Origin of the sequence: Sulfitobacter sp. EhC04 (assembly GCF_001650875.1) — a bacterium.
Classification (GTDB): Bacteria; Pseudomonadota; Alphaproteobacteria; order Rhodobacterales; family Rhodobacteraceae; genus Sulfitobacter.
In genome coordinates this window covers 86,806-113,512 of record NZ_LXYI01000005.1, presented here as the reverse complement: position 1 = coordinate 113,512, position 26,707 = coordinate 86,806, and the positions used below count along the sequence as shown (strand labels likewise).

At 61.5% G+C, this 26,707-nt stretch carries 32 protein-coding genes; all 32 read left to right on the top strand.

Translation table 11 applies throughout. The features are described from left to right. Positions 1-18 precede the first annotated feature (18 nt). Complete coding sequence (locus A8B82_RS02475; RefSeq protein WP_067287814.1) at positions 19-684, top strand: glutathione S-transferase family protein; 666 nt, start codon at positions 19-21, stop codon at positions 682-684. Positions 685-731: 47 nt separating this feature from the next. Then, positions 732-1,598: a hydroxymethylglutaryl-CoA lyase gene (locus A8B82_RS02470; RefSeq protein ID WP_067287812.1), complete on the top strand. Its 867-nt coding sequence runs from the start codon at positions 732-734 to the stop codon at positions 1,596-1,598. Next, on the top strand, positions 1,591-2,373 hold the full coding sequence (locus A8B82_RS02465; protein WP_067287811.1) for a crotonase/enoyl-CoA hydratase family protein: 783 nt from the start codon (positions 1,591-1,593) through the stop codon (positions 2,371-2,373). The genes A8B82_RS02470 and A8B82_RS02465 overlap by 8 nt, the downstream gene beginning before the upstream one ends. A gap of 77 nt (positions 2,374-2,450) precedes the next feature. Further along, on the top strand, positions 2,451-3,422 hold the full coding sequence (locus A8B82_RS02460) for an ABC transporter transmembrane domain-containing protein (RefSeq protein WP_235604599.1): 972 nt from the start codon (positions 2,451-2,453) through the stop codon (positions 3,420-3,422). Positions 3,423-3,490: 68 nt separating this feature from the next. After that, the gene (locus A8B82_RS02455; protein ID WP_067287809.1) at positions 3,491-4,390 is read left to right on the top strand and encodes an NAD-dependent epimerase/dehydratase family protein; all 900 of its coding nucleotides are present in this window, start codon (positions 3,491-3,493) and stop codon (positions 4,388-4,390) included. A gap of 158 nt (positions 4,391-4,548) precedes the next feature. Beyond that, positions 4,549-4,914, top strand: a complete 366-nt coding sequence (locus tag A8B82_RS02450) for an NADH-quinone oxidoreductase subunit A (RefSeq protein ID WP_067287807.1) — start codon at positions 4,549-4,551, stop codon at positions 4,912-4,914. Continuing rightward, positions 4,905-5,450, top strand: coding sequence for a NuoB/complex I 20 kDa subunit family protein (locus A8B82_RS02445; RefSeq protein WP_067287805.1), 546 nt, complete (start codon positions 4,905-4,907; stop codon positions 5,448-5,450). Before A8B82_RS02450 ends, A8B82_RS02445 begins: the two co-directional genes overlap by 10 nt. Before the next feature lie 24 nt (positions 5,451-5,474). Next, positions 5,475-6,083, top strand: a complete 609-nt coding sequence (locus A8B82_RS02440) for an NADH-quinone oxidoreductase subunit C (protein ID WP_067287804.1) — start codon at positions 5,475-5,477, stop codon at positions 6,081-6,083. Continuing rightward, the gene (locus A8B82_RS24305; RefSeq protein ID WP_162841701.1) at positions 6,083-6,256 is read left to right on the top strand and encodes a hypothetical protein; all 174 of its coding nucleotides are present in this window, start codon (positions 6,083-6,085) and stop codon (positions 6,254-6,256) included. Before A8B82_RS02440 ends, A8B82_RS24305 begins: the two co-directional genes overlap by 1 nt. Before the next feature lie 115 nt (positions 6,257-6,371). Continuing rightward, the gene (locus A8B82_RS02435) at positions 6,372-7,616 is read left to right on the top strand and encodes an NADH-quinone oxidoreductase subunit D (RefSeq protein ID WP_067287802.1); all 1,245 of its coding nucleotides are present in this window, start codon (positions 6,372-6,374) and stop codon (positions 7,614-7,616) included. A gap of 82 nt (positions 7,617-7,698) precedes the next feature. After that, positions 7,699-8,958, top strand: coding sequence for an NADH-quinone oxidoreductase subunit E (locus tag A8B82_RS02430; RefSeq protein ID WP_067287800.1), 1,260 nt, complete (start codon positions 7,699-7,701; stop codon positions 8,956-8,958). Positions 8,959-8,997: 39 nt separating this feature from the next. Then, positions 8,998-9,846 (top strand): hypothetical protein, encoded by an 849-nt coding sequence (locus A8B82_RS02425; protein ID WP_067287798.1) that lies wholly within the window; start codon positions 8,998-9,000, stop codon positions 9,844-9,846. 27 nt (positions 9,847-9,873) lie between these two features. Further along, on the top strand, positions 9,874-10,101 hold the full coding sequence (locus A8B82_RS02420; protein WP_067287797.1) for a DUF5337 domain-containing protein: 228 nt from the start codon (positions 9,874-9,876) through the stop codon (positions 10,099-10,101). Positions 10,102-10,167: 66 nt separating this feature from the next. After that, the gene (nuoF, locus tag A8B82_RS02415) at positions 10,168-11,463 is read left to right on the top strand and encodes an NADH-quinone oxidoreductase subunit NuoF (RefSeq protein WP_067287795.1); all 1,296 of its coding nucleotides are present in this window, start codon (positions 10,168-10,170) and stop codon (positions 11,461-11,463) included. Continuing rightward, entirely contained in the window at positions 11,460-11,870 is a 411-nt protein-coding gene (locus A8B82_RS02410) for an MAPEG family protein (RefSeq protein ID WP_067287793.1), read from the top strand. Before nuoF ends, A8B82_RS02410 begins: the two co-directional genes overlap by 4 nt. Position 11,871: 1 nt before the next feature. Then, the gene (locus A8B82_RS02405) at positions 11,872-12,363 is read left to right on the top strand and encodes a DUF3291 domain-containing protein (protein ID WP_067287791.1); all 492 of its coding nucleotides are present in this window, start codon (positions 11,872-11,874) and stop codon (positions 12,361-12,363) included. A 15-nt stretch (positions 12,364-12,378) separates the two neighbouring features. After that, a complete protein-coding gene (locus tag A8B82_RS02400; RefSeq protein WP_067287790.1) occupies positions 12,379-12,867 on the top strand; it encodes a DUF3291 domain-containing protein in 489 nt (162 codons plus the stop codon). Positions 12,868-12,934: 67 nt separating this feature from the next. Continuing rightward, on the top strand, positions 12,935-13,648 hold the full coding sequence (locus tag A8B82_RS02395) for a class I SAM-dependent methyltransferase (RefSeq protein WP_082899097.1): 714 nt from the start codon (positions 12,935-12,937) through the stop codon (positions 13,646-13,648). Continuing rightward, the gene (locus tag A8B82_RS02390) at positions 13,645-13,986 is read left to right on the top strand and encodes a hypothetical protein (protein WP_235604598.1); all 342 of its coding nucleotides are present in this window, start codon (positions 13,645-13,647) and stop codon (positions 13,984-13,986) included. The genes A8B82_RS02395 and A8B82_RS02390 overlap by 4 nt, the downstream gene beginning before the upstream one ends. 102 nt (positions 13,987-14,088) lie before the next feature. Next, positions 14,089-14,490, top strand: a complete 402-nt coding sequence (locus A8B82_RS02385; protein ID WP_067287788.1) for a DUF5333 domain-containing protein — start codon at positions 14,089-14,091, stop codon at positions 14,488-14,490. Between the two features lie 4 nt (positions 14,491-14,494). Then, a complete protein-coding gene (nuoG, locus tag A8B82_RS02380) occupies positions 14,495-16,510 on the top strand; it encodes an NADH-quinone oxidoreductase subunit NuoG (protein WP_067287787.1) in 2,016 nt (671 codons plus the stop codon). A 20-nt stretch (positions 16,511-16,530) separates the two neighbouring features. After that, the gene (locus A8B82_RS02375; RefSeq protein ID WP_067287921.1) at positions 16,531-16,890 is read left to right on the top strand and encodes a hypothetical protein; all 360 of its coding nucleotides are present in this window, start codon (positions 16,531-16,533) and stop codon (positions 16,888-16,890) included. Between the two features lie 6 nt (positions 16,891-16,896). Continuing rightward, complete coding sequence (gene nuoH, locus A8B82_RS02370) at positions 16,897-17,937, top strand: NADH-quinone oxidoreductase subunit NuoH (protein ID WP_067287786.1); 1,041 nt, start codon at positions 16,897-16,899, stop codon at positions 17,935-17,937. Position 17,938: 1 nt separating this feature from the next. Beyond that, positions 17,939-18,433: an NADH-quinone oxidoreductase subunit NuoI gene (gene nuoI / locus A8B82_RS02365; RefSeq protein ID WP_067287785.1), complete on the top strand. Its 495-nt coding sequence runs from the start codon at positions 17,939-17,941 to the stop codon at positions 18,431-18,433. Next, complete coding sequence (locus tag A8B82_RS02360; RefSeq protein ID WP_067287783.1) at positions 18,430-18,831, top strand: carboxymuconolactone decarboxylase family protein; 402 nt, start codon at positions 18,430-18,432, stop codon at positions 18,829-18,831. The genes nuoI and A8B82_RS02360 overlap by 4 nt, the downstream gene beginning before the upstream one ends. Next, a complete protein-coding gene (locus tag A8B82_RS02355; protein ID WP_067287782.1) occupies positions 18,828-19,430 on the top strand; it encodes an NADH-quinone oxidoreductase subunit J in 603 nt (200 codons plus the stop codon). The genes A8B82_RS02360 and A8B82_RS02355 overlap by 4 nt, the downstream gene beginning before the upstream one ends. Before the next feature lie 240 nt (positions 19,431-19,670). Then, the gene (gene nuoK / locus A8B82_RS02350) at positions 19,671-19,976 is read left to right on the top strand and encodes an NADH-quinone oxidoreductase subunit NuoK (protein WP_025048953.1); all 306 of its coding nucleotides are present in this window, start codon (positions 19,671-19,673) and stop codon (positions 19,974-19,976) included. 5 nt (positions 19,977-19,981) lie between these two features. Then, complete coding sequence (gene nuoL / locus A8B82_RS02345; RefSeq protein WP_067287781.1) at positions 19,982-22,108, top strand: NADH-quinone oxidoreductase subunit L; 2,127 nt, start codon at positions 19,982-19,984, stop codon at positions 22,106-22,108. Beyond that, positions 22,108-23,670, top strand: a complete 1,563-nt coding sequence (locus A8B82_RS02340; protein WP_067287918.1) for an NADH-quinone oxidoreductase subunit M — start codon at positions 22,108-22,110, stop codon at positions 23,668-23,670. The genes nuoL and A8B82_RS02340 overlap by 1 nt, the downstream gene beginning before the upstream one ends. Positions 23,671-23,683: 13 nt before the next feature. After that, positions 23,684-25,126, top strand: a complete 1,443-nt coding sequence (gene nuoN / locus A8B82_RS02335) for an NADH-quinone oxidoreductase subunit NuoN (RefSeq protein ID WP_067287780.1) — start codon at positions 23,684-23,686, stop codon at positions 25,124-25,126. A gap of 52 nt (positions 25,127-25,178) precedes the next feature. Beyond that, positions 25,179-25,913 carry a biotin--[acetyl-CoA-carboxylase] ligase gene (locus A8B82_RS02330; protein ID WP_067287779.1) on the top strand — a complete coding sequence of 245 codons (735 nt, stop codon included), beginning with the start codon at positions 25,179-25,181 and terminating at the stop codon, positions 25,911-25,913. Between the two features lie 17 nt (positions 25,914-25,930). Beyond that, a complete protein-coding gene (locus tag A8B82_RS02325; RefSeq protein ID WP_067287778.1) occupies positions 25,931-26,707 on the top strand; it encodes a type III pantothenate kinase in 777 nt (258 codons plus the stop codon).

The following is a 26,707-nucleotide window of genomic DNA, read 5'->3' as shown; positions in this document are numbered from 1 at the left end:
TTATGCGAGGTTTCCCAGATGATTACATTGCATCACTGTCCGCAGACGCGGTCGATGCGCACGCTTTGGCTGCTCAACGAAATGGATGTGGAATATCAGGTCCGTACCTATGCCTTTGACCGCTCGCTGCGCGATCCGGCCTATCTGTCGCTGTCGCCTGCGGGCCGCGTGCCCGCGCTGGAGATCGACGGAGAGCGGATGTTCGAGACCGGCGCGATCACCGAGTACCTCTGCGAGCGTTTCAGTCCCGAGCGGCTGGGCCGGATGCCGGGGGTGCCGGACCGCATGGCCTGGCTGGTCTGGCTGCATTTCGCCGAGACGATCAGCCAGCACGCGGCGGCCCTGACCCAGCAGCACATCGTGCTGCGCGAGGATCACATGCGCAGCCCCTTCGTGATGAAGCTGGAGGCCGCCAGGATCGGCAAATGCTACGACGCGCTGGAGGCGCGTTTGTCGACGCCGGTCGAGAACCGCGACTATCTGTTGACCAGCGGGTTCTCTGCGGTGGATATTTCTGTAGGGCAGGCGGTGTACATGGCGCAGTTCTTTGCCAGGCTGGACGCACATCCGGCGGTGGCGGAATGGTACGAGCGTATCACCGAGCGCGAGAGTTTCGCCGAGAGCTTGCCGCAGGGGGAGGGTATCTATGAAAAGGACTATTATCCGCCCTGGCCGATTGAATGACCCGGTTGGCACCCGTTTGTGCCTGACAACACCTGAAAGGGGACGATATGAGCCTTGGACCTTGTGAGATATTTGAAGTCGGCCCCCGCGACGGGTTGCAGAACGAGGCGCGCGAGATACCCGTAAGGGAGAAGATCGCGTTGGTCGATCTGCTGTCGGGTGCGGGCTTTGGGCGCATCGAATGCGCGTCTTTCGTGTCGCCCAAATGGGTGCCGCAGATGGCCGGCTCGGGCGAGGTGATGGCCGGGATCTCGCGTCGCGAGGGGGTGCGCTATGCCGCGCTGACGCCGAACATGCGCGGCTACGAAGATGCGCTGGCGGCAGGTGTGGACGAGGTGGCGATCTTTGCCTCGGCTTCCGAAGGGTTCAGCCGCAAGAACATCAACGCCTCGGTTGCGGAATCGATCGAACGCTTCGCGCCGATTCTGGAGGATGCGCGGCACCGGGACATACCGGTGCGGGGCTACATCTCCTGCGTGGTCGAATGCCCCTATGACGGGCCGGTGGCACCGGGGGCGGTGGCGGCGCTGGCAGACCGGCTGTTCTCGATGGGCTGCTACGAGATTTCCCTGGGCGACACCATCGGCGCGGGCAGGCCCGACAGCATCGCGCGGATGTTGCTTGCGGTGCGCGACGTGGTGCCGGTGGGGCGGCTTGCCGGGCATTATCATGATACCCATGGCCGCGCGATGGCCAATATCGACACCTCGTTGTCGCTGGGCCTGCGGGTCTTTGATGCGGCTGTGGGGGGCCTGGGCGGCTGTCCCTATGCGCCGGGCTCGGCCGGGAATGTGGCCACCGAAGCGGTGAATGCGCATCTGTTGGCGCTGGGCTACAAGACGGGGGTCGACCAGACCATCGTAGAGGAGGCCGCCGCCATGGCGCAGGCGATGCGGGGGGCGGTGGATGCCTGAGACGATCACGATCGAAACCGACGCGCGCGGCGTCGCCACATTGACCCTGAACCGCGCCGACAAGCACAACGCCATGTCGGCGCAGATGCTGGCGGACCTGACGGCGGCGGCGGCGCAACTGGGGGCGGATGACGCCGTGCGCGTGGTGGTGCTGACCGGGGCGGGGGCCTCTTTCTGTGCGGGCGGCGATCTGGGCTGGATGCGCGACCAGCGTGACATGGATGCCGAGACCCGGTCGGCAGAGGCGCGCAAGCTGGCGGATATGCTGGGCGCGCTGAACCGGTTGCCCAAGCCGTTGATCGGGCGTGTACAGGGCAATGCATTCGGCGGCGGGGTCGGCATGGCCAGCGTCTGCGACGTGGCCATCGGCGTGGACGGCCTGCGTATGGGGTTCACCGAAACCCGGCTGGGGATCATCCCGGCCACCATCGGCCCCTACGTGATCGCCCGGATGGGCGAAGGCATGGCGCGGCGGGTTTTCATGTCTGCCCGGCTGTTCGATGCGGCAGAGGCGGTATCGCTGGGCCTGCTGGCCCGTGCCGTAGCGGCCGAAGACCTTGACGCCGCGGTGGAGCGCGAAGTGGCACCTTACCTCTCCTGCGCGCCGGGTGCGGTGGCTGCGGCCAAGGCGCTGGCGCTGGACCTGGGCGGAGCCGCCACACAGGCGGCGGTGGAGATGTCCATCGCAGCCCTTGCGGCCCGTTGGGAGACCGAGGAAGCCGCCGAGGGGATTGGTGCCTTCTTTGACAAGCGCAAACCGGCCTGGGTGGCGTGAGCCGCCATCGCTGCTTGTGCTGGCCGTTCATTTGCCGCACCTCTACGGCGACCCTGACCGCAATGCCGGAGTGACGATTGAAATCCATTGTTGACTACTTCAGCCCCCGCGAGGTCGAACTGACCGGCGACGACAGTGCCGCCAGCACGGTCTGGGGCTATGTCTGGCGCATGACCGGCTGGCACCAGGTTGGCTGCTGTATCGGGGCGGTGATCGTGGCGGCGCTGAACCTCGCCCCCATCGAATTGCAGCGCCGCATCGTGAACGAGGTGGTGGAGACGCAGAATGTCCCGCTGCTGATCCGGTTCGGGCTGGCCTATCTGGCTGTCATTGTCCTGCATCAGGCCGGGAAATTCGCCCTGCGCGCCTATCAGTCATGGCTGACGGAAAGCACCAACATCTATACCCGGCGGCACCTGCTGGGGCTGTATGGCGACAAGATCGAAACGACCCAGGACAGTGAGGGGCGGGTGGTGTCGATCATCGGCTCCGAGGTCGAGAAACTGGGCGGCTTTGTGGGAGAGGCGCTGTCACAATCCTGCGCCAATGTGGCAATTCTGCTGGGCGTGCTGGGCTATATGTTCGTGGTGCAGCCCAGCATCGCGCTGTTTGCACTGGCCTTTATGGTGCCGCAGATCATTCTGACGCCCTTTTTGCAGCGCCGCCTGAACGAGCTGGTGGAGGAGCGGGTGGGCTATATCCGCGAGCTTGGCGACCGGATCTCGGACATGGACGCGCCGGTGCAGGAGGAAGGCGCGCGTATCCTTGACCGGATCTTTGACAACCGCATCCGCTTCAACCTGCTGAAGTTTGCGCTGAAGGGGGCCCTGAACCTGCTGAACGCGCTGGGGCCCCTGTCGGTGCTGATCTTTGGCGGATATCTGGTGATGCAGGGGGAAACCCAGGTGGGGGTGATCGTCGCCTTCATCTCGGGCTTTGAGAAGATCAGCGCGCCTGTGCGCGAATTGGTGAGCTTTTACCGCGTGGCGGAACAGGCGCGGGTGCAGCACGACATGATCGCCAGATGGATGGCCAGGGTCGCGTCCTGAACCGCGTCGGACTGAACCGTATCCGGCGCTGATGCGTTGGGCCTTTGACAGAAACAGGAGTACCAACGATGCGCATTCTATTTACCGGCGGCACTGGCAAGGCCGGGCGGCATGTGGTGCCTTACCTTCTGGCGCAGGGGCATCAGGTGCTGAACGTCGATCTGGCACCGCTGGAGCACGCGGGCGTCGACAACCGGATCGCCGATCTGACCGATGCGGGGCAGGTTTTTGATGTCATGCAAAGCTATGCCAACCTGTCCGAACTGGAACCGGGCGGCGGCGTGCCTGCCTTTGACGCCGTGGTGCATTTTGCCGCCGTGCCGCGTATCCTGCTGCGGTCGGACAACGAAACCTTTCGCAACAACACGCAAAGCACCTACAACGTCATCGACGCGGCGGTGAAAAACCGCATCCCCAAGATCATCTTTGCCTCTTCCGAAACGACCTATGGCGTCTGTTTCGCCGATGGTCCGCGCAAGCCTGCCTATCTGCCGGTGGACGAGGAACACCCCACCGTGCCCGAAGACAGCTATGCCATGTCCAAGGTCTGTAACGAGGCGACAGCGCGCAGTTTTCAGGCCCGGTCGGGGGCCAATATCTATGGGCTGCGGATCAACAATGTGATCGAGCCGCATGAATATGAAACGCTTTTCCCCGACTTCATCGCAAACCCCGGCATGCGCGAACGCAACATCTTTGCCTATATCGACGCGCGCGACCTCGGCCAGATGGTCGAGCGCTGTTTGCAGACCGATGGTCTGGGCTATCAGGTGTTCAATGCGGCAAATGCGGAACATTCCGTCGATCTGTCAACACAGACCTTGCTGGACAGGTATTATCCGGACGTCCCGGTGATGGGCGAGATGGGCGAGGACGAGACCTTTTACAGCATCGCCAAAGCCCGTGATCTGCTGGGGTTTGAGCCGATTTACCGCTGGCGTGATCTGGTCGATCTGCACGGCGTTTAGGCAATGATGATCCCGCCGTGCGGCTGTCGGTTTCGCCCTGCCAAAATCATGGCCCCTTGGTTGACCCTGTCGGGACGGCAGAGTAAACCCGAAGCCAAGCCATGACTGGCCCGAGCGCCCCGGCGCATCTGTGCCCAGCACCATAAAGGAGCCTCCCCTTGGACGACATGCTGCGGGAATATCTGCCTATCCTCGTTTTTCTGGCCGTGGCCATCGGATTCGGAGCCATCCTGATCCTTGCCGCCGTCATCGTCGCCGTGCGCAACCCGGACCCTGAAAAAGTGTCGGCCTATGAATGCGGGTTCAATGCGTTCGACGATGCGCGCATGAAATTCGACGTTCGGTTCTATCTGGTCTCGATCCTGTTCATCATCTTTGACCTTGAGATTGCCTTCCTGTTCCCCTGGGCGGTCGCGTTCAAGGATATTTCGATGGTCGGTTTCTGGTCGATGATGGTGTTCCTGGGCGTGCTGACGGCAGGCTTTGCCTATGAATGGAAGAAAGGGGCGCTGGAATGGCAGTAACGGACGCAGGCACACCGGGCAGCTACAAGGCCGGTCCGGACCGCGAAGTCGATACGCAAAGCCTGAATGCGGCCTTGCAGGACAAGGGTTTCCTTGTCACCTCCACAGCGGACATCATCAACTGGGCGCGCACCGGTTCGCTGCACTGGATGACATTTGGTCTGGCCTGTTGCGCGGTCGAGATGATGCACACCTCCATGCCGCGCTATGACCTTGAGCGTTTCGGCACCGCACCGCGCGCCTCTCCGCGCCAGTCGGACCTGATGATCGTGGCAGGCACCTTGACCAACAAGATGGCCCCCGCGCTGCGCAAGGTCTATGACCAGATGCCCGAGCCGCGCTATGTGATCTCCATGGGGTCCTGCGCCAATGGCGGCGGCTATTACCACTACAGCTATTCCGTGGTGCGCGGCTGTGACCGGATCGTGCCGGTGGATGTCTATGTGCCGGGCTGCCCACCCACCGCAGAGGCGCTGCTGTACGGGATCATGCAGTTGCAACGCAAGATGCGCCGGACCGGGACAATCGTGCGATGAACCGCGCGTCTGGAAGGATTTAAGATGAGCGAGCAACTTCAGGAACTTGGTGCCTATATCGAGGCCAAACGCCCCGATTGCATCCTGGCGTGGGACATTGCGCAGGGTGAGTTGAACATGGACGTCACCCTGACCAATATCGCCGGGCTGGTGGAGTTTCTCAGGGGTGACCCGACCTGCCGGTTCTCCACCCTCGTGGACATCACGGCAGTGGATTATGCCGGGCGGGCCAAGCGGTTCGACGTGGTCTATCACTTTCTGAGCATGTACCAGAACCACCGCATCCGCCTGCGGGTGGCGACACGGGAAAAGGACATGGTGCCAAGCCTGGTCAATGTCCACCCGTCGGCCAACTGGTTCGAGCGTGAAGTTTTCGACATGTACGGCATCCTGTTCTCCGGTCACCCGGATCTGCGCCGCATTCTCACCGACTATGGCTTTCGCGGCTATCCGCTGCGCAAGGATTTTCCGACCACGGGCTATACCGAAGTGCGCTATGACGAGGCGCAAAAGCGGGTCGTCTATGAGCCGGTGTCGCTGGTGCAGGAATACCGCCAGTTTGATTTCATGTCGCCCTGGGAGGGTGCGGAATACATCCTGCCCGGTGACGACAAGGCGGAAGGAGCCAAGTAATGGGCGGCATGTGGTGGCTTATCCTGTCGGCGCTGACGGCCATTCCGATGCTCAAGCTGCTGCCGTTCTTTGGCATCAACAAATACTGGGCGGCGGTCTGTGTCGTCCCTTTCGGAACCATCGCGCTATTGTGGTGGATGGGGCTGAAGCTGCAAGAGTTGGAGAAACTGTGATGATCGCATTTCTGGAAGAATTGTTTGCCCGTTTGCTTGGTGCGCGCCAACAGGTTCCGCTGCGCATCCGCCGGGATGACCCGCAGCCGCTGGACCGCCAGTCGAAGGGACGTAAATGATGGACGGCGATATTCGCGTGAACCGCTATGACGACGGATCGACCGACGCCCTGACAGGCGAACAGAAGATCCGCAATTTCAACATCAACTTCGGCCCGCAACACCCTGCGGCGCATGGGGTTTTGCGGCTGGTGCTTGAACTGGACGGCGAGATCGTCGAACGTTGCGACCCGCATATCGGCCTGCTTCACCGTGGCACCGAAAAGCTGATGGAAAGCCGGACGTATTTGCAGAACCTGCCGTATTTCGACCGGCTGGATTACGTGGCGCCGATGAACCAAGAGCATGCCTGGTGTCTGGCCATCGAAAAGCTGACCGGCACACCGGTACCGCGCCGCGCCTCGCTGATCCGGGTGCTGTTCTGCGAAATCGGCAGGGTGCTGAACCACCTGCTGAACGTGACCACGCAGGCGCTGGACGTGGGCGCGCTGACCCCGCCGCTCTGGGGCTTTGAAGAGCGCGAAAAGCTGATGATCTTTTACGAGCGGGCCTGCGGCGCGCGTCTGCACGCGGCCTATTTCCGGCCCGGCGGCGTGCATCAGGACCTGCCCGATGCGCTGATCGACGATATCGAGGCCTGGTGCAAATCCTTCCCCGATATCCTTGCGGACATTGACGGGTTGCTGACCGAAAACCGCATCTTCAAACAGCGCAACGTCGATATCGGCGTGGTCAGCGAAGAGGACATTCTGAATTACGGCTTCTCCGGTGTGATGGTGCGGGGATCGGGCCTGGCCTGGGACCTGCGGCGCGCGCAGCCCTATGAATGTTATGACGAATTCGACTTCCAGGTGCCGGTGGGCAAGAACGGCGACTGCTTTGACCGTTACCTCTGCCGGATGGAGGAAATGCGCCAGTCCGTTCACATCATGGAACAGGCCATCGAAAAACTGCGCGCGCCCGAAGGGCAGGGTGATGTGCTGGCGCGCGGCAAGATCACGCCGCCCAGCCGCACCGCGATGAAAACCGACATGGAAAGCCTGATCCACCACTTCAAGCTTTACACCGAAGGGTTCCACGTGCCTGCGGGCGAAGTCTATTGCGCAGTCGAGGCCCCCAAGGGGGAATTCGGCGTTTACCTTGTGGCCGACGGCTCCAACAAGCCTTACCGCTGCAAGATCCGCGCACCCGGCTTCCTGCACTTGCAGGCGATGGACCACATCTCCAAGGGTCACCAACTGGCGGATGTCGCCGCGATCATCGGCACCATGGATGTGGTGTTCGGGGAGATTGACCGGTGAGCGCGTCTTTGCCTCTTTACCCTTTTGAAAATACCCCTGCCGGAGGCACCTGCCGTCTCTGCACTTACGAAAGCCTGACCTGATGCTCCGCCGACTGCACCCCGACCAACCCGAGAGTTTCGCCTTCACGCCCGCCAACCAGAAATGGGCCGAAGCGCAGATCACCAAATACCCCGAGGGGCGGCAGGCCTCTGCCATCATCCCGCTCTTGTGGCGTGCGCAGGAACAGGAGGGCTGGCTGAGCCGTCCGGCGATCGAGCATGTGTCGGAGATGCTGGGCATGGCCTATATCCGGGGGCTTGAGGTTGCGACTTTCTACTTCATGTTCCAACTGCAACCCGTTGGTTCCGTGGCACATATTCAGGTCTGCGGCACCACCTCCTGCATGATTTGCGGGGCAGAGGACCTGATGGCGGTCTGCAAAGAGCGGATCGCGCCGAATGCCCATGAGCTGTCGGCGGATGGCAAGTTTTCCTGGGAAGAGGTCGAATGCCTCGGCTCCTGCGCCAATGCGCCGATGGCGCAGATCGGCAAGGATTATTACGAGGATCTGACCGCAGAGGGTTTCGGCAAGCTGCTGGATGAGATGGCGGCGGGCAAGGTGCCGGTGCCGGGTCCGCAGAACGGGCGCTATGCCTCTGAGCCTCTGGGCGGGCTGACCAGCCTCAAGGATCACGACAGCGGTCGCACGCAGTATAACGCCAGCGTTCAGCTTGCGGTCGATATTGGCGACACGATCAAGCGGATCGACGGCACCGAGGTGCCCCTGCTGACGCCCTGGCAGGGCAAGGCCGCCAATGCGGGCGGCAAACCGTCCAAGGCAAAGCGGGACGACATGATGCCGCCCAAAGGCCCCGATGGCGCGCAGGCGGGCCGCAGCAAGGCGGAGGCGAAGGCCCCGCGCAACAAGGGTGACAGTTCGGACAAATACGCCGAAGCAGAAGGCGAGGCACCCGATGTCAAGGCCAAGGCAAAACCGGCCGAAGGCAGCGTCGCCCCCAAGGCCAAGCAGGACGTGAAGGCGCAATCCGGTGCGCCTGAAGGACCGGGGACCAAGCCCGCCACGATGGCTGCGGCGCGTGATTCCGGGGCGGATGATCTCAAGATGATCAAGGGCGTCGGGCCCAAGTTGGAAAAAATGCTGAACGAAATGGGTTTTTTCCACTACGATCAGATTGCCGGTTGGGGCGCGGAGGAAGTGGCCTGGGTCGATCAGAACCTGAAAGGGTTCAAGGGCCGCGTGTCGCGTGACAGCTGGGTGGATCAGGCCACGCGTCTGGCCGCAGGTGAGGAGACCGAGTTTTCCACCCGTGCCAGCAAGGATGGTCTTTACGACACTTAATCCGGGCCGGAACCGGTCTGACGGGAGAGGGAACATTAGATGGCTGAGAATGACAATGCGATGAGCTGCACCACGAGAAGCTGGGCGCTGGCCATTATTGGCGGCCTTGTAATCGGGGTTTTGTTTATGCTGGTCGGGGGCTGGGGCTTTGCCGCAGCCGTGATATTGGCGGTTGTCATCGCGCTGGTTGTCGGTCTGTTCCTTTCTCTGGCGATCTGTCCGGGTGCGTCTGGCAGCAGTCCTGCTGCAGCGCCGACGGCGGATGCCGTTGCCGCGCCGACGGCGGCTGCATCGGCAGTGGCCCCCTCCGTGACCGACGCGCCAAAGACGGCTGAGGCACCCAAGGAGGCGGAGAAACCAGCGGCCTCCGCAGCGGCCGATACGCCAAAAGCGGCTGCTTCCGATTCAGCTGTCAAACCCTCCGCACCTTTGGCCGGTCAGGCAGAACTGGCGGCGCGCAAGGGCGATTGGAAATACGAGAAAGACAGCGCGGATGCGCCTGCCAAGAAGGATGCGCCTGCCAAGGCTGCGGCAACTGCGTCCCCCGCCGTGGCGGAGCCTGCACCGGCGGCAGAGGCCGCACCGGCCAAGGCCAAGCGCGCGCCGGTGGCTGCGGACGGCAAGCCCGAGCTGATGGATGGCCCGCGTGCCGAAGGTGCCGATGATCTGAAGCTGATCAGCGGCGTCGGCCCCAAGCTGGAGCAGACCCTGAACGGCCTGGGCATCTGGCATTTCAGCCAGGTTGCGGGCTGGCGCAAGAAAGAGATCGCCTGGGTCGATGAGCGCCTGCGCTTCAAGGGCCGGATCGAGCGCGACGACTGGATGAGCCAGGCCAAGATCCTTGCCAAGGGCGGCGAAACCGAGTTTTCGAAGAAGAAAAAGAAGTAAACCGCCAAGGGGGCAACCGGGCCGCGCATGAGTGAGCAGAGCGATAAGGCACTGTCCCGCAAGGGTCAGACCGTGGCACTGGTGATTGCCGGGACCATGCTGATCTGGCTGGCTGCGAACTGGGCTGGTCCGGCGTTGGGGTTGCCGGGCCGCTATGCGCTGCTGATCGACTTTGCCGCACTTGCGGCGCTGTTCTGGGCGCTGGTATTGGCCTATCAGCTCTGGCAGGCCCGCCGGTCTGCGGATGATGGATAGAACGCTCCTTTCGGGGCAACAGACAAACGGCCCTCAGGGGCCGGGACAAACGTAGGGGACGCAGCAATGCTTGCAGATCAGGACCGCATCTTTACCAACATCTACGGGATGCATGACCGCAGCCTGAAGGGCGCGCAACAGCGTGGCCATTGGGACGGGACCGCCGGGATTCTCAAGAAGGGACGCGACTGGATCATCGACCAGATGAAGGCAAGCGGCTTGCGTGGCCGGGGCGGCGCGGGCTTTCCCACCGGGCTCAAGTGGTCCTTCATGCCCAAGGAAAGCGACGGGCGTCCGGCCTATCTGGTGATCAATGCGGACGAATCCGAACCCGGCACCTGCAAGGACCGCGAGATCATGCGCCATGATCCGCACACGCTGATCGAGGGCTGCCTGATCGCGTCTTTCGCGATGAATGCGCATGCCTGCTATATCTACATCCGCGGTGAATACATCCGCGAGCGCGAGGCGCTTCAGGCCGCCATCGACGAGGCCTATGACGCGGGCCTGCTGGGCAGGAACGCGGCGAAATCCGGCTGGGATTTCGACCTGTATCTGGCCCATGGCGCGGGCGCCTATATCTGCGGCGAGGAAACCGCCCTGCTGGAAAGCCTTGAGGGCAAGAAGGGCATGCCGCGCATGAAGCCGCCGTTCCCGGCGGGCGCGGGTCTTTATGGCTGCCCGACCACCGTGAACAATGTGGAATCCATTGCTGTGGTGCCCACGATCCTGCGGCGCGGGCCGGAATGGTTTGCCGGTTTCGGGCGGGCCAACAATGCGGGCACCAAGCTGTTTGCCGTGTCGGGCCATGTGAACAACCCCTGCGTGGTCGAAGAGGCGATGAGCATCTCCTTTGAAGAATTGATCGAGACCCATTGCGGCGGCATCCGGGGCGGCTGGAGCAATCTCAAGGCGGTGATCCCCGGCGGGTCTTCCGTGCCGCTGATCCCCGGTGCGCAGATGAAAGACGCGATCATGGATTTTGATTACCTGCGCGAGCAGCGGTCGGGCCTTGGCACGGCGGCGGTGATCGTGATGGACAATTCCACCGATGTGATCAAGGCGATCTGGCGGTTGTCGAAGTTCTACAAGCACGAAAGCTGCGGCCAGTGTACACCGTGTCGTGAAGGCACCGGCTGGATGATGCGGGTGATGGACCGGCTGGTCTCTGGCGATGCGGAGCCCGAGGAAATCGACATGCTGCTGGATGTGACCAAGCAGGTCGAGGGCCACACGATCTGTGCGCTTGGCGATGCGGCGGCCTGGCCGATTCAGGGGTTGATCCGGCATTTCCGGGACGAGATCGAGGACCGTATCAAGCACAAGCGGACCGGGCGGGTCAGCGCGGTGGCAGCGGAATGACCGGGGGCTTTGACGCCTACGGGCATGCGATCCTGTCGCTGGCGCTTTGGTCGGTAGTCTGTTTGGTTCTGGGCATGGTTGCGACACGGGGCAAGAATGCCGAAAACACCTGCACCTGCGGTCATCCCAAGCGCGATTACAGCAATGTGGTCTATCGTCGGGGGCGTGCCTTTGCCAATGCGATGGAGATATCCGGCCCCTTCATAGGGGCGACTGTCGCCGCGATTCTGGCCGGGGCCGATCCGTTCTGGGTCAATCTGCTGGCCTCCGTGTTCCTTGTGTCGCGCATTGCGGTGGCGGTGGTGCATATCGGCACGGAAATCCAGGCCCTGCGCTCCGCCGTCTGGATGATCGGTTTCACGTGCGTGCTGGGACTGGTGGGGATGGCTGCCTGGACCGCTATCTGAAGTGATTGCCCCCCAAGGACATCACCTGGCGGAGCTGAACCTTGGCATCCTGAAATACGACTGGGACGATCCGCGCGTGCAGTACTTCGTGAAGGGTCTGGACCTCGTGAACGGTGTCGCCGCACGATCGCCGGGTTTTGTCTGGCGCATGGATGATGCGGAGATGGAGTTCGAACAGACCCACGCAGACGGCGTGATGGGGGCGAACCCCCGCATGGCCTCGACGCTCAGTGTCTGGGAGGACGTGGCGAGCCTTGAGCATTTCGTGTGGAACACGGTTCACAAACGATTTTATGACCGCAAGGCGGAATGGTACGACATGGGGGCCAGCCTGCGGTTTTGCATGTGGTGGGTGCCGGTCGGGCATCGGCCCACAATGACAGAGGCGATGGCGCGGTTCCGGCATCTGGAAGACCACGGGCCAACCGATCATGCCTTTGGCTGGGAGCACCTCAAGGAGGCGCAGCTTTGGAAGGCAAGTGCCTGCGGATAGGATAGGGGAGAGACGATGAAAGACATGCATCTGGCGGAATTGAACGTCGGCAGGCTTGTCGCCGCGCAGGATGATCCGCGCGTGGCGGAATTCATGGCGAACCTCGACCGGATCAACGGGCTGGCCAAGCGGATGCCCGGTTTTCAGTGGATGATGGAGGGCGAGACCGGGGCAGGCAACACCGACACGGCAATCGCGGGCGACCCGTTGTTTATTCCGAACCTGAGTGTCTGGGACAGTATCGCCACGCTGGAAACCTTTGTCTGGGGTACGGTGCACAAGAAATTCTACGAACGCCGCGCCGAATGGTTTCAGGTGCTGGGTGAGATGCATTTCGTGATGTGGTGGGTGCCGCAGGGCCACCAGCCTGACCTGAGCGAAGCGCTCAATCGGCTCGACCATCTGCGCGCCCATGGCGACAGCGATCATGCCTTTGGCTGGGGCCACCTGCCTGCGGCAACAATGCACAGGACCCACGGTTGTCGCCAGACAGAGGTTGCCTGACACCTCGAATTGGCGGATATGTTGAGAAATAAGGGAAAAACCCCAAGGGCCGTGCAGGAGACCGCCGATGAAGAAGTTCAGATTTCCCGACGACGGGGATGTCGCCGCCGACATCAGGGAACGATACGGATTTGACGGTGACCTGCTGGACATCTACGCGCAGAACGATGGGGTGAAGGTGCACAAGTGGCACCACTATCTGCCGCTCTATGACCGCTATTTCAGCCGTTACCGTGACACGCCGGTCAGGTTCCTTGAGATCGGGGTGAACAACGGCGGGTCCTTGCAGATGTGGCGGCGGTATCTGGGCAAGGATGCGGTGCTGTGTGGCATCGACATCAATCCCGACTGTGCGCAATACGACGGCCAGTCCGGCATGGTGCGCATCGGATCGCAGGACGATCCGGCATTCCTGGCCGCCGTGGTCGAGGAGATGGGCGGCGTTGATGTGGTGCTGGACGACGGCAGTCACCGGATGCCCCATATCGAGGCATCGCTGCGGGTGTTGTTCCCGCTGCTGACGACGGGGGGCACCTATATGATCGAGGATCTGCACACCGCCTATTACCCGCGTTTCGGCGGCGGCTTTGACGCGCCGGATAATTTCTATAACACGGTGCGCAGGATGATAGATGACATGCACATGTGGTATCACAACAACAAACCGGCGCAGCTTCCGCAGATGAAGCGCGAAATCAGCGGCGTGCATGTGCATGATTCCATCGTCGTGATCGACAAGGCCGAAGCGCAACGCCCCACCCATTCGAGAGTGCAGAAATGATGAAGACCCGACATAGCGTCATGGCGCTGCTTTGCGCCGTTCTGGTTGCTGGCTGTTCCGAGGACAAGAACCGCTTTGCCTTTGACGGCAAATATTTCCGCACCAAGGTCAAGCGGGTCGACAAGCAACGCGACGAATTCGTGGCGACGGTCAAAGGTGTTTCGCAGTCCTTTGAAGGGGCGCGGGGGGCCGTGCTGCATGCCGCAAACGGGTATTGCGTGGCGACCTATGGCAGTTCCGACATCGACTGGGTGGTGGGGCCGGACACGCCGGCGGACCAGCTGCGCATCGTCGATGACACGCTGACCTATCAGGGCACCTGCCCGCAAGCCCAGTAGGGGGTGCGCTGAAACCTGCGGAAAATGGCTGTGTTGGCGGGGTGTTATTGCATATCAGTGCCGGGTCACCCACCTGTCGGTCACCTTCCATAGGAGAGTGAAATGCGTTTGATGATGATTGCCCTGTTAAATCTGGGAGTGCTGGCCGCCCCGGTTTCGGCCAAACCGCCGCTGCGCGAGGTTGCCGCGATCGACGATGCCCTGCTGGATGTCGGAATCGCCGATGCGATCCGCAAGAACTGTCCCACAATCAATGCCCGGCTGATCAGGGCCACCAGTTTTCTGTGGAAAATCAAGGGTCAGGCCAATGACCTGGGCTATACGGATGCTGAAATTGACGCCTATCGCAAAAGCGATGCGGAAAAAGAACGGCTCAAAGCGCGCGGACGGGCGTTTTTCAAGGCGAGAGGGGTCGATACTTCCGATCCACAAAGCTATTGTGCGCTTGGACTCGAAGAGATTCAAAAACAGAGCCGGATCGGTTCGTTACTGAGAGCAAAGTGAACCTATGAGCGACCTGCGCAAGATCATCATTGATGGCAAGGAAATCGAAACCGAAGGGGCGATGACGCTCATTCAGGCCTGTGAGCAGGCGGGCGTCGAGATCCCGCGCTTTTGTTATCACGAGCGGCTTTCGATTGCGGGCAACTGCCGCATGTGTCTGGTCGAGGTTGTGGGCGGCCCGCCCAAGCCCGCCGCCAGTTGCGCCATGCAGGTACGCGATCTGCGCCCCGGTCCCGAGGGCCAGCCGCCGGTGGTGAAAACCAACAGCCCCATGGTCAAGAAGGCCCGCGAGGGCGTGATGGAGTTCCTGCTGATCAACCACCCGCTGGATTGCCCGATCTGCGACCAGGGTGGCGAATGTGATCTTCAGGATCAGGCCATGGCCTATGGCGTCGATTTTTCGCGCTACCGCGAGCCCAAGCGCGCGACCGAGGATCTGAACCTTGGCCCGCTGGTCGAAACCCATATGACGCGCTGCATTTCCTGCACCCGCTGCGTGCGCTTCACCACCGAGGTCGCAGGTGTGCACAAGATGGGCCAGACCGGCCGTGGCGAAGATGCGGAGATTACCTCCTACCTGGGGGAAACGCTCGAATCGAACCTGCAAGGCAATATCATCGACCTTTGCCCGGTGGGGGCGCTGGTCAGCAAACCCTATGCCTTTACCGCACGCCCCTGGGAGCTTTCCAAGACCGAAAGCATCGACGTGATGGATGCGCTTGGCTCCAACATCCGTGTCGACACCAAGGGTCGCGAAGTGATGCGGATGCTGCCGCGCAACCATGACGGCGTGAACGAGGAATGGATTTCCGACAAGACCCGCTTTGTCTGGGACGGGCTGCGCCGCCAGCGGTTGGATACGCCCTACATTCGCGAGAACGGCAAGCTGCGCAAGGCGGACTGGCCCGAGGCGCTGGCCGCTGCCGCTGCCGCGATGAAGGGCAAGAAAGTCGCCGGTCTGGTTGGCGATCTGGTGCCGGTCGAGGCGGCCTATGCATTGAAAACATTGATCGAAGGGCAGGGCGGTGTTGTCGAATGCCGCACCGACGGGGCCAAGCTGCCGGCGGGCAACCGCTCCGGCTATGTCGGGACAGCGACCATCGAGGATCTGGACAGCGCCAAGATGATCCAGTTGATCGGCACCAATCCGGCGGTCGAAGCGCCGGTGTTGAACGCGCGTATCCGCAAGGCGTGGTCGCGTGGGGCCGACATTGGCCTGATCGGCCAACCCGTTGATCTGACGTATGAATATCATCACATGGGCGACGATCCCGCCGCGCTTGAAAAGGTTTTGGGCAATACGTTCAGCCGGGTGCTTGAGGTGCCTTCCGTCGTGATCGTGGGTCAGGCAGCACTGGCCCGCGCGGACGGCGAGGCGGTGCTGGCCGCTGCGATGGAACTGGCCGAAAAGACCGAAAGCAAGCTGATGGTTCTGCACACGGCGGCAGGCCGCGTGGGCGCAATGGACATCGGTGCCACTGCCGAAGGCGGCATCACCGAGGTGATGGGGGCCGACGTCATCTACAACCTGGGCGCCGACGAGGGCGACATCCCCGCCGGTCCTTTCGTGATCTACCAGGGCAGCCACGGCGACCGGGGTGCGCATCGTGCCGACATCATCCTGCCCGGTGCCGCCTATACCGAAGAACCCGGCCTGTTCGTGAACACCGAAGGCCGCCCGCAGGTTGCGCAACGCGCCAGCTTTGCCCCCGGTCAGGCCAAGGAGAACTGGGCCATCCTGCGCGCGCTGAGCGCCGAGATGGACGCCACCCTGCCGTTCGATTCCATTGCGGCCCTGCGCCGTGCGCTGGTCAAGGATGTGCCGCATCTGGGCGATGTGGACGTGGTGGCGGAGAACGACTGGCAGCCGGTTGCAGGCGGCAAGATGGACAAGGCCCCCTTTGGCACCGCGATTGCGGATTTCTATCTGTCGAACCCGATCGCACGGGCCAGCCAATTGATGGCGGAACTGTCCGCCAATGCGGCGGCGCGCCGTACAAAACCCATGGCGGCGGAGTGAGAACAACCGCCGTCCTTGCGATGATGGCCTTGGGCGCATGTGAACCGCAGGTGCCTGTGGCCTCTGATTTTATCCCGGAATACAAGGGGGTAGAGACCGTTTTGCTGGATGGTGACCTGGTGCAGTTCAACGTGGCGATGACCAAGGCGCTTTCCACGCAGGACGTGGCGGATTATGCCGAATGCGCCGCCGCACGCTATACGCTGATCCGGGGCTACGGATTTGCACGCCATGTGCGCACAAATGTAGAGCAAGAGGGTGGCATCTGGCGGGCGGATGCTGTTTATACAATCTCGCCAAGCTTGCCACGGGGCATAAAGACAATTGATGCTGAAGTGACCACGCAGAGCTGCGTGGAAAAAGGCATACCGACGGTGTGAGGGACAATGGCTGACTTCTTTACGAACACGGGGTTGGGGATCGGGCTGCTGGTCACGGGGCAGGTCATGTTGATCCTGCTGCCGCTGCTGGTGTGCCTGGCGTTCCTGATGTACGCCGACCGCAAGATCTGGGCCGCCGTGCAGATGCGGCGCGGGCCCAATGTGGTGGGTGTCTTTGGCCTGCTGCAAAGTTTTGCCGACCTGCTGAAATACGTGGTCAAGGAAGTGGTGATTCCCGCCGGGGCGGACCGGGCGGTGTTCCTGCTGGCGCCGATGGTCAGCCTGGTCATGGCGCTGATCGCCTGGGCCGTGATCCCCTTCAACGACGGCTGGGTGCTGTCGGACATCAATGTGGCGATCCTCTATGTCTTCGCGATTTCCTCTCTGGAGGTATATGGCGTGATCATGGGCGGCTGGGCCTCGAACTCGAAATACCCGTTCCTGGGCTCGCTGCGCTCTGCCGCGCAGATGATTTCCTATGAGGTCAGCATCGGTCTGATCATCATCGGGGTGATCATCTCGACCGGGTCGATGAACTTCTCCGCCATCGTCGCGGCGCAGGAGGGGGCCGGGGGCATCTTCAACTGGTACTTCCTGCCGCATTTCCCGATGCTGATGCTGTTCTTCATCTCGGCGCTGGCCGAAACCAACCGCCCGCCATTTGACCTTCCCGAAGCGGAAAGCGAATTGGTGGCGGGCTATCAGGTTGAATATTCATCCACGCCCTTCCTGCTGTTCATGATTGGCGAACTGGTGGCCGTGGTTCTGATGTGCGCGCTGGTGTCGCTGCTGTTTCTGGGCGGCTGGCTGTCGCCGATCCCCTTCCTGCCGGACGGGTTCCTGTGGATGTTCCTGAAGATGCTGTTCGTCTTCTTCATGTTCTCCATGGTCAAGGCGATCACCCCGCGCTACCGCTATGACCAGCTGATGCGCCTGGGCTGGAAGGTGTTCCTGCCGTTCTCGCTGTTCTGGGTGGTTTTCGTGGCATTCGCGGCAAAATTCGAATGGTTCTGGGGCATCTACGCCCGCTGGCCCGTAGGAGGCTGATATGACACAAATCGACTATTCCCGCGCCGCCAAGTATTTCCTGTTGCAGGATTTCGCGCTGGGTTTCGCGCTGGGGTTCAAACATATGTTCCGGCCCAAGGCGACGGTAAACTATCCGCATGAAAAGGGGCCGCTGTCGCCGCGTTTCCGTGGTGAACATGCGCTGCGCCGCTATCCCAACGGCGAGGAACGCTGCATCGCCTGCAAGCTTTGCGAGGCGATCTGCCCGGCGCAGGCCATCACCATCGACGCGGAACCGCGCGATGACGGCAGCCGCCGCACCACGCGTTATGACATCGACATGACCAAGTGCATCTATTGCGGTTTCTGTCAGGAGGCCTGCCCGGTGGATGCCATCGTCGAGGGGCCGAATTTCGAGTTCAGCACCGAAACCCGCGAAGAGCTGTACTATGACAAGGACAAGCTGCTGGCGAACGGCGAACGCTGGGAAGCCGAGATTGCCCGCAACCTCGAAATAGATGCGCCCTACCGATGAGTGATCCCAGCAATCCCTTTGAGGCGATGATGCGCCAGGCCCAGGAGATGGCAAAATCGTTTCCGGCGATGGATGCCTTTTCGCCCAAGGTGTTCGAGGCGATGATGGGCACCATGCCCAAGGACATGATGGAAATGATGTTCGGCAACACTGTCAACGAGGGCGGGCTGGACGCGCGGACGCGGCTGCTGCTGACCCTTGCGGGGCTGACCATGCAGGGCGCGCAGAACGATGTGGCCCTGCGCCAGACAGTGCGGCACGCGCTGGAGGCCGGGGCAACCAAACAACATATCACCGAGACAATCGGCCAGATGTCGGTTTTTGCCGGTGTCCCGGCGATGAGCCGCGCCTTGGAACTGGCCGGACAGGTCTGGGACGAAAAAGAGGGTAAGGAATGACGGTCTTTTCATTCTATCTGTTTGCCATTTGCGTGATCACGGGCGGGCTTTTGACCGTGGTCAGCCGGAACCCGGTGCATTCGGTGCTCTGGCTGATCCTGGCCTTTCTCAGCTCTGCGGGGCTGTTTGTGCTGCTGGGGGCGGAATTTGTCGCGATGCTGCTGATCATCGTCTATGTCGGCGCGGTTGCGGTGTTGTTCCTTTTTGTGGTCATGATGCTGGACGTCGATTTTGCCGAACTCAAGGCAGAGATGGCGAAATACATGCCGCTGGCGCTGCTGATCGGTCTGGTGATTCTGATGCAGTTCGTCATGGCCTTTGGCGTCTGGGAAACCAACGACGCCGCCGAGGGGCTGCGCGCGCAGGTGACGGACCCGAACACTTTCAACACCGAGGCTCTGGGCCTGATCCTCTATGACCAGTATTTCCTGCTGTTCCAGCTTGCAGGTCTGATCCTGCTGGTGGCGATGATCGGGGCCATCGTGCTGACCCTGCGCCACCGCGCGGATGTGAAGCGTCAGGACGTTGTGGCGCAGATGATGCGCGACCCGGCCAAGGCGATGGAACTGCGTGACGTGAAATCGGGGCAGGGATTGTGAAACCCGGCGTGGCCATAGCGGTGGCGGTGGCAATCATTGTCGGCGTGTTGGTCGCAAACGGATATTTTGGCGGATAGGTCAGGAAATCAAATGTCTAGAAATACCATCGTGGTGCTGATTGTCGTGCTGATCGTTTTGATCGGCGGCTACGGATTTATCGGCTGACCGGCGGGTTCCCGGTGGAAGTCGGGAACACGAAAGACTAGAAGCCCGGCAACAGGGCGCGAGACGAGGGACGACATGATCGGACTTGAACATTACCTGACAGTGGCGGCGACGCTGTTTGTCATCGGCATCTTCGGGCTATTCCTGAACCGCAAGAACGTGATCATCCTGCTGATGAGCATCGAACTGATGCTCTTGGCGGTGAACATCAACTTTGTCGCATTCTCCAGTTTTCTCGGCGATCTAGTGGGGCAGGTCTATACGCTGTTCGTGCTGACCGTTGCGGCCGCAGAGGCGGCGATTGGTCTGGCGATCCTGGTTTGTTTCTTCCGTAATCGCGGCACCATCGCCGTCGAAGACGTCAACGTGATGAAGGGCTGAGGGCAATGGAAACCATACTCCTTTTCGCCCCGCTTGTCGGTTCACTGATCTGCGGTTTCGGCTGGAAAATCATCGGACAGCCAGCGGCGCAGTGGGTTTCGACAGGCCTGTTGTTTCTCGCGGCGATCCTGTCCTGGATCGTATTCCTGACTTTTGACGGGCCGACCGAACATATCACGATCATGCGGTTCATCGATTCCGGCACCCTGGCCACCGACTGGTCGATCCGGCTGGACCGGCTGACCGCGATCATGCTGATCGTTGTCACCACGGTGTCCAGCCTCGTGCACCTTTATTCCTTTGGCTACATGGCCCATGACGAGAATTTCAAGGACACCGAGCAATACCGCGCCCGGTTCTTTGCCTATCTGTCGTTCTTTACCTTCGCCATGCTGATGCTGGTGACCTCTGACAACCTGGTGCAGATGTTCTTTGGCTGGGAAGGGGTGGGCGTTGCCTCCTACCTGCTGATCGGCTTCTACTATCGCAAACCCAGCGCCAATGCTGCCGCGATCAAGGCGTTTGTGGTCAACCGGGTGGGCGACTTCGGCTTTTCCCTGGGCATCTTTGCGCTGTTCCTGATGACGGACAGCATCCGGTTTGACGATATCTTTGCATCGGCCCCTGATCTGGCAGAGCAGAGCATTTCGTTCCTCTGGACCGACTGGAACGCGGCGAACCTGATCGCTTTCCTCCTGTTCGTGGGTGCGATGGGCAAATCGGCCCAGCTCTTCCTGCACACCTGGCTGCCCGACGCGATGGAAGGCCCGACACCGGTGTCGGCGCTGATCCATGCCGCGACCATGGTGACGGCGGGTGTCTTCCTGGTCTGCCGCATGTCGCCGCTGATGGAATTTGCACCGCAGGCGATGACCTTTGTCACCGTGATCGGGGCCACGACGGCCTTCTTTGCCGCGACCGTGGGTCTGGTGCAGACCGACATCAAGCGCGTGATCGCCTATTCCACCTGTTCGCAACTGGGTTACATGTTCGTGGCCGCAGGCGTCGGCATGTATTCGGCGGCGATGTTCCACCTGTTCACGCACGCGTTCTTCAAGGCGATGCTGTTCCTGGGCGCGGGCTCTGTCATTCATGCCATGCACCACGAGCAGGACATGAACAACTATGGCGGGTTGCGCAAAAAGATCCCCTATACCTATGCCGCGATGATGATTGGCACGCTGGCGATCACCGGCGTCGGCATACCGCTGACACATATCGGTTTCGCCGGGTTCCTCAGCAAGGACGCGATCATCGAAAGCGCCTGGGGTGGCGGGTCCATGTATGGCTTCTGGCTGCTGGTTGTGGCCGCAGCGATGACCAGCTTCTACAGCTGGCGGCTGATCTTCCTGACGTTCCACGGCAAGCCGCGTGGCGACAGGCATACCCATGACCACGCACATGAAAGCCCGATGACCATGCTGGTGCCGCTGGGTGTTCTGGCCCTGGGCGCGGTGTTCTCGGGCATGTTGTGGTACGGCAGCTTCTTCGGCTCGACCGAAGAGATGGCGGAATTCTATGACATTCCGCTGGCGGAAATGGCCGCAGGTGGTGACACCCATGCCGAAGGCGCGGGCGAGGCGCATGCCGCAACCGAAGAGGGGGCAGAGGCCGGACACGGCGACGCAGCGGAAGCGGGCCATGGTGGCGGACATCACGCTGCCTTTGGCGGTGCGCCGGGCGAGGGGGCTTTGTACTTTGGCCCCGAGAACCACGTTCTGGATGCCGCGCACGAGGCCCCGACATGGGTCAAGGTCAGCCCCTTTATCGCGATGCTGCTGGGCTTTGTGCTGGCGCTGTGGTTCTACATCTGGAACCCGACGTTGCCGGGCCGTCTGGCCGCAAACCAGCAGCCGCTTTACCAGTTCCTGCTGAACAAATGGTACTTTGACGAAATCTATGACGTGATCTTTGTCCGTCCGGCCAAGGCGATTGGCCGCTTCCTGTGGAAGCGCGGCGATGGCAATGTGATCGACGGCACCCTGAACGGGATCGCGATGGGCATTGTGCCCTGGTTCACGCGGCTCGCCGGCAAGGCGCAGTCTGGCTACATCTTTACCTATGCCTTCGCCATGGTGATCGGGATCGCGGTTCTGGTCACATGGATGACGATGACCGGAGGGTCCCGCTGATGGACACGCATCTTCTTTCCATCATCACCTTCATGCCCGCCTTTGCGGCGCTGGTCCTTGCGGTGTTCCTGCGCGGCGATGATGCGGCGGCGGCGCGCAATGCCAAGTGGCTGGCGATGATCACCACCTCGGCAACCTTCCTGATTTCGCTGTTCGTGCTTTTCGATTTTGACCCAAGCAACACCGGATTCCAGTTCGTCGAGGAATCGGAATGGCTGCTGGGGCTGAAATACCGGCTGGGCGTCGATGGCATTTCGGTGCTGTTTGTGATGCTGACCACCTTCATGATGCCGCTGGTGATTGCCGCCAGCTGGAACGTCGAGGTGCGGGTCAAGGAATACATGATCGCCTTCCTGCTGCTGGAAACCCTGATGCTGGGCGTCTTCATGGCGCTGGACCTGATCCTGTTCTACCTGTTCTTCGAGGCCGGTCTGATCCCGATGTTCCTGATCATCGGCATCTGGGGCGGGGCCAACCGGATCTACGCCAGCTTCAAATTCTTCCTGTATACCTTCCTTGGCTCGGTGCTGATGCTGGTGGCCATGGTGGCGATGTACACCGATGCGGGCACCACCTGCATCGGGGCCTGCGATGTCAGCCTGCTGAAACATACCTTCGCCTCTGACAGCTTCAGCCTGCTGGGCGTGCAGGTGATCGGCGGGATGCAGACGCTGATGTTCATCGCCTTCTTCGCCAGCTTTGCGGTCAAGATGCCGATGTGGCCGGTCCATACCTGGCTGCCCGATGCCCACGTTCAGGCCCCCACGGCTGGGTCGGTTGTGCTGGCGGCGATCCTGCTCAAGATGGGGGGCTACGGTTTCCTGCGGTTCTCTCTGCCGATGTTCCCGGTGGGGGCTGAGGTGCTGACCCCGCTGGTGCTGTGGATGAGCGCGATTGCCATCGTCTATACCAGCCTTGTGGCGCTGGTGCAGGACGACATGAAAAAGCTGATCGCCTATTCCTCGGTCGCACATATGGGTTTCGTGACGATGGGCATCTTTGCCGCGAACCAGCAGGGGGTCGATGGTGCGATTTTCCAGATGATCAGCCACGGCTTCATCTCGGGCGCGTTGTTCCTCTGTGTCGGCGTGATCTATGACAGGATGCACACCCGCGAGATTGACGCCTATGGCGGCCTTGTGAACCGGATGCCTGCCTATGCGCTGATCTTCATGCTGTTCACCATGGCCAATGTGGGCCTGCCGGGCACTTCGGGTTTCGTGGGTGAATTCCTGACGCTGATGGGGACCTTCCAGGTCAACACCTGGGTGGCCGCCGTGGCGACCACCGGGGTGATTTTTTCCGCCGCCTATGCGCTGTGGCTCTATCGCCGGGTGGTCATGGGTGACCTGATCAAGGAAAGCCTGCGGTCGATCACCGACATGACCACGCGCGAGCGGTGGATTTTCGCGCCGCTGGTGGTGATGACCCTGCTGCTGGGCGTTTACCCGGCACTGGTGCTGGACATCATCGGCCCCTCGGTCTCGGCGCTTGTTGAAAATTATGACCTCGCGCTGGAGGCGGCGGGCGCCGCAGTCCAGACCGCCGAAGTGTCGAACTAAAAGGACCCGTGCGATGATTTCCGCTGATCTGAACATCATCCTGCCAGAAATCCTGCTGTCGGGCTTTGCCCTGCTGGGACTGCTGGTGGCGGTCTATACCACCAAGGACAAGGTGGGCAGCCTGCTGATCTGGCTGACCTCGGCGGTCTTTGTTCTGCTGGCCGCCTGGATCGGCTTTACCGGCGAAGGCACGCGCGTGGCCTTCAACGGCATGTTCATCGAGGACAGTTTCGCCCGCTTTGCCAAGGTCACGATCCTGCTCAGCGCCGCAGCCGTGCTGCTGATGTCAGAAGGCTATATGAAAGCCCGCGGATTGCTGCGGTTCGAATATCCGATGCTGGTGGCCCTGTCTGCCGTGGGCATGATGATGATGGTCAGCGCCGGTGACCTGATGGCGCTTTACATGGGGCTGGAGCTGCAATCGCTGGCGCTTTACGTGGTGGCCTCCCTGCGGCGCGATTCCGTGCGCTCGACCGAGGCGGGGCTGAAATACTTCGTGCTGGGCGCGCTCAGCTCGGGTGTGCTGCTTTATGGGGCGTCGCTTGTCTATGGCTATGCGGGCACCACGCTGTTCTCCGGCATCATCCAGACCGCGCAGGCGGGGGAAACCTCGCTTGGCATGCTCTTTGGCATCGTCTTCCTGATCGCGGGCATGGGTTTCAAGGTTTCCGCCGTGCCGTTCCACATGTGGACGCCGGATGTCTACGAAGGCTCACCCACGCCGGTCACCGCCTTCTTTGCCACCGCACCCAAGGTGGCGGCGATGGGCCTGTTCGCGCGCGTCCTGCATGACGCTTTTGGCAATGCGGTCAGCGACTGGAGCCAGATCATCGCGCTGCTGTCGGTGCTGTCGATGTTCCTGGGCGCAGTTGCGGCCATCGGCCAGACCAATATCAAGCGCCTGATGGCGTTCTCTTCAATCGCGCATATGGGCTATGCCCTGATGGGGCTGGCCGCAGGTACGGCTCTGGGTGTGCAGGCGATGCTGGTCTATATGGCGATCTATGTGACCATGAACGTGGGCACTTTCGCCTTTATCCTGTTGATGAGCCGGGATGGCGCGCCGGTGACCGATATCGCATCGCTGAACATGTACTCCAGGACCAATCCGGGCCGGGCGCTGGCGATGCTGGTGCTGCTGTTCTCGCTGGCCGGTGTGCCGCCGATGCTGGGCTTTTTCGGCAAGCTTTACGTGCTGCGCGCCGCCTATGACGCCGGGTTGGCCTGGCTGGCGGTGGCCGGTGTGATCGCATCGGTGATCGGGGCCTATTATTACCTGCGGATCGTGTTCTACATGTATTTCGGGTCCGAGCAGACCGATACGCTGGACCGCTCCGGCAGCAGCGTGTTGTCCGGTTTCCTGATGGCGTCCGCCCTGATCATGGTGCTGGGCATCATCAACATGTTCGGTGTCGAAGGCGTGGCTGCCGCCGCCGCCGGGGCACTTGTCAACTGACCGGCGTGCGGTCTGACAGGCTGAGCTTGCCCAAGTCACGGACTCTCACCCCATGATGGGCTGGCCCGACGGATATGGGCGGCTGGTGCTGGACACTGTCGATTCCACACTGGCAGAGGCCGGGCGCAGGATGGGTGATCTGTCCGGCCCGGAATGGATACTGGCAAAGGAACAATCGGCAGCGCGGGGCAGGCGGGGCCGCGCATGGTCCACCCCTCGGGGGAACTTCGCGGCGACACTGGTCCTGCCGAATGCAGAGGCACCGGGCATTGCCGCGCTGCGGTCCTTTGTGACCTCGCTGGCGCTTTTCCGCAGCTTTGTTGTCGTCACCGGGCGGCCCGATCCCTTTGCCCTGAAATGGCCCAATGATGTGTTGCTGAACGGTGGCAAGGTTGCGGGCATCCTGCTGGAAACCAATGGCCCGCACCTGCTGATCGGGATCGGTGTCAACCTGGCCCATGCACCGGGCGCGGATCAGGTCGAAGCGGGGGCGGTCACGCCTGTCAGCCTTGCCGGGGCCTTTGGGCTTGGCGTCACGCCAGAGGCGTTTCTGGAGGTGCTGGCGGCGGAATACGCGGTGCTGGAGACCCAGTTTACTACTTACGGGTTCGATCCCATCCGGACCGCCTGGCTGACCCATGCGGCACGGCTGGGCGAGGTCATCCGCGCCCGCACCACCCGCGATGAGACCACGGGCGTCTTTGAGGATGTGGACCGGAACGGGAATCTGATATTGAACACCGCAAAGGGCAGGGTCGCGATTGCCGCTGCGGATGTGTTTTTCTGAAAGAAGGGGGGCCGGGGATGCTCTTGGCAATTGACTGCGGGAACACCAACACGGTCTTTTCCATCTATGAAGGGGGGCGGGCGCTGTGCACCATGCGCACATCGACCCATCACGCGCGCACGGCGGATGCCTATTTCACCTGGTTTTCGACCCTGCTGAACCATCACCAGATCAAGCCCGACATCACCGATGTGATCATCTCCTCCACCGTGCCGCGTGTGGTGTTCAACCTGCGGGTCTTTTCCGACCAGTATTTCAACTGCCGTCCCATGGTGGTTGGTAAGCCCGACTGCCTGCTGCCGGCTGATCCGCGCGTGGACCAGGGCACGATCGTGGGGCCGGATCGTCTGGTCAACACCTCCGGGGCCTATGACCGGCACGGCGGCAACCTGATCGTGGTCGATTTCGGCACCGCCACCACCTTTGACGTGGCGGGCCATGATGGCGCTTACGTGGGCGGGGTGATTGCACCGGGCGTGAACCTGAGCCTTGAGGCGCTGCATATGGCGGCGGCTGCACTGCCGCATGTGGACATTACCAAGCCACAACGTGTAGTAGGCACCAATACGGTCGCTTGTATGCAATCGGGCGTGTTCTGGGGCTATGTCGGTCTGGTCAAGGAAATCTGTGCCCGGATCAAGGCCGAACGCGACCAGAACATGAAGATTATCGCAACCGGCGGGCTGGCCCCGTTGTTTGCCCAGACCGAAGACCTTTTCGATGTCATTGAAGATGACCTGACGATGCACGGCCTGACCGTGATCCATAAGTATAACAAGGAAAAAGCTGAATAA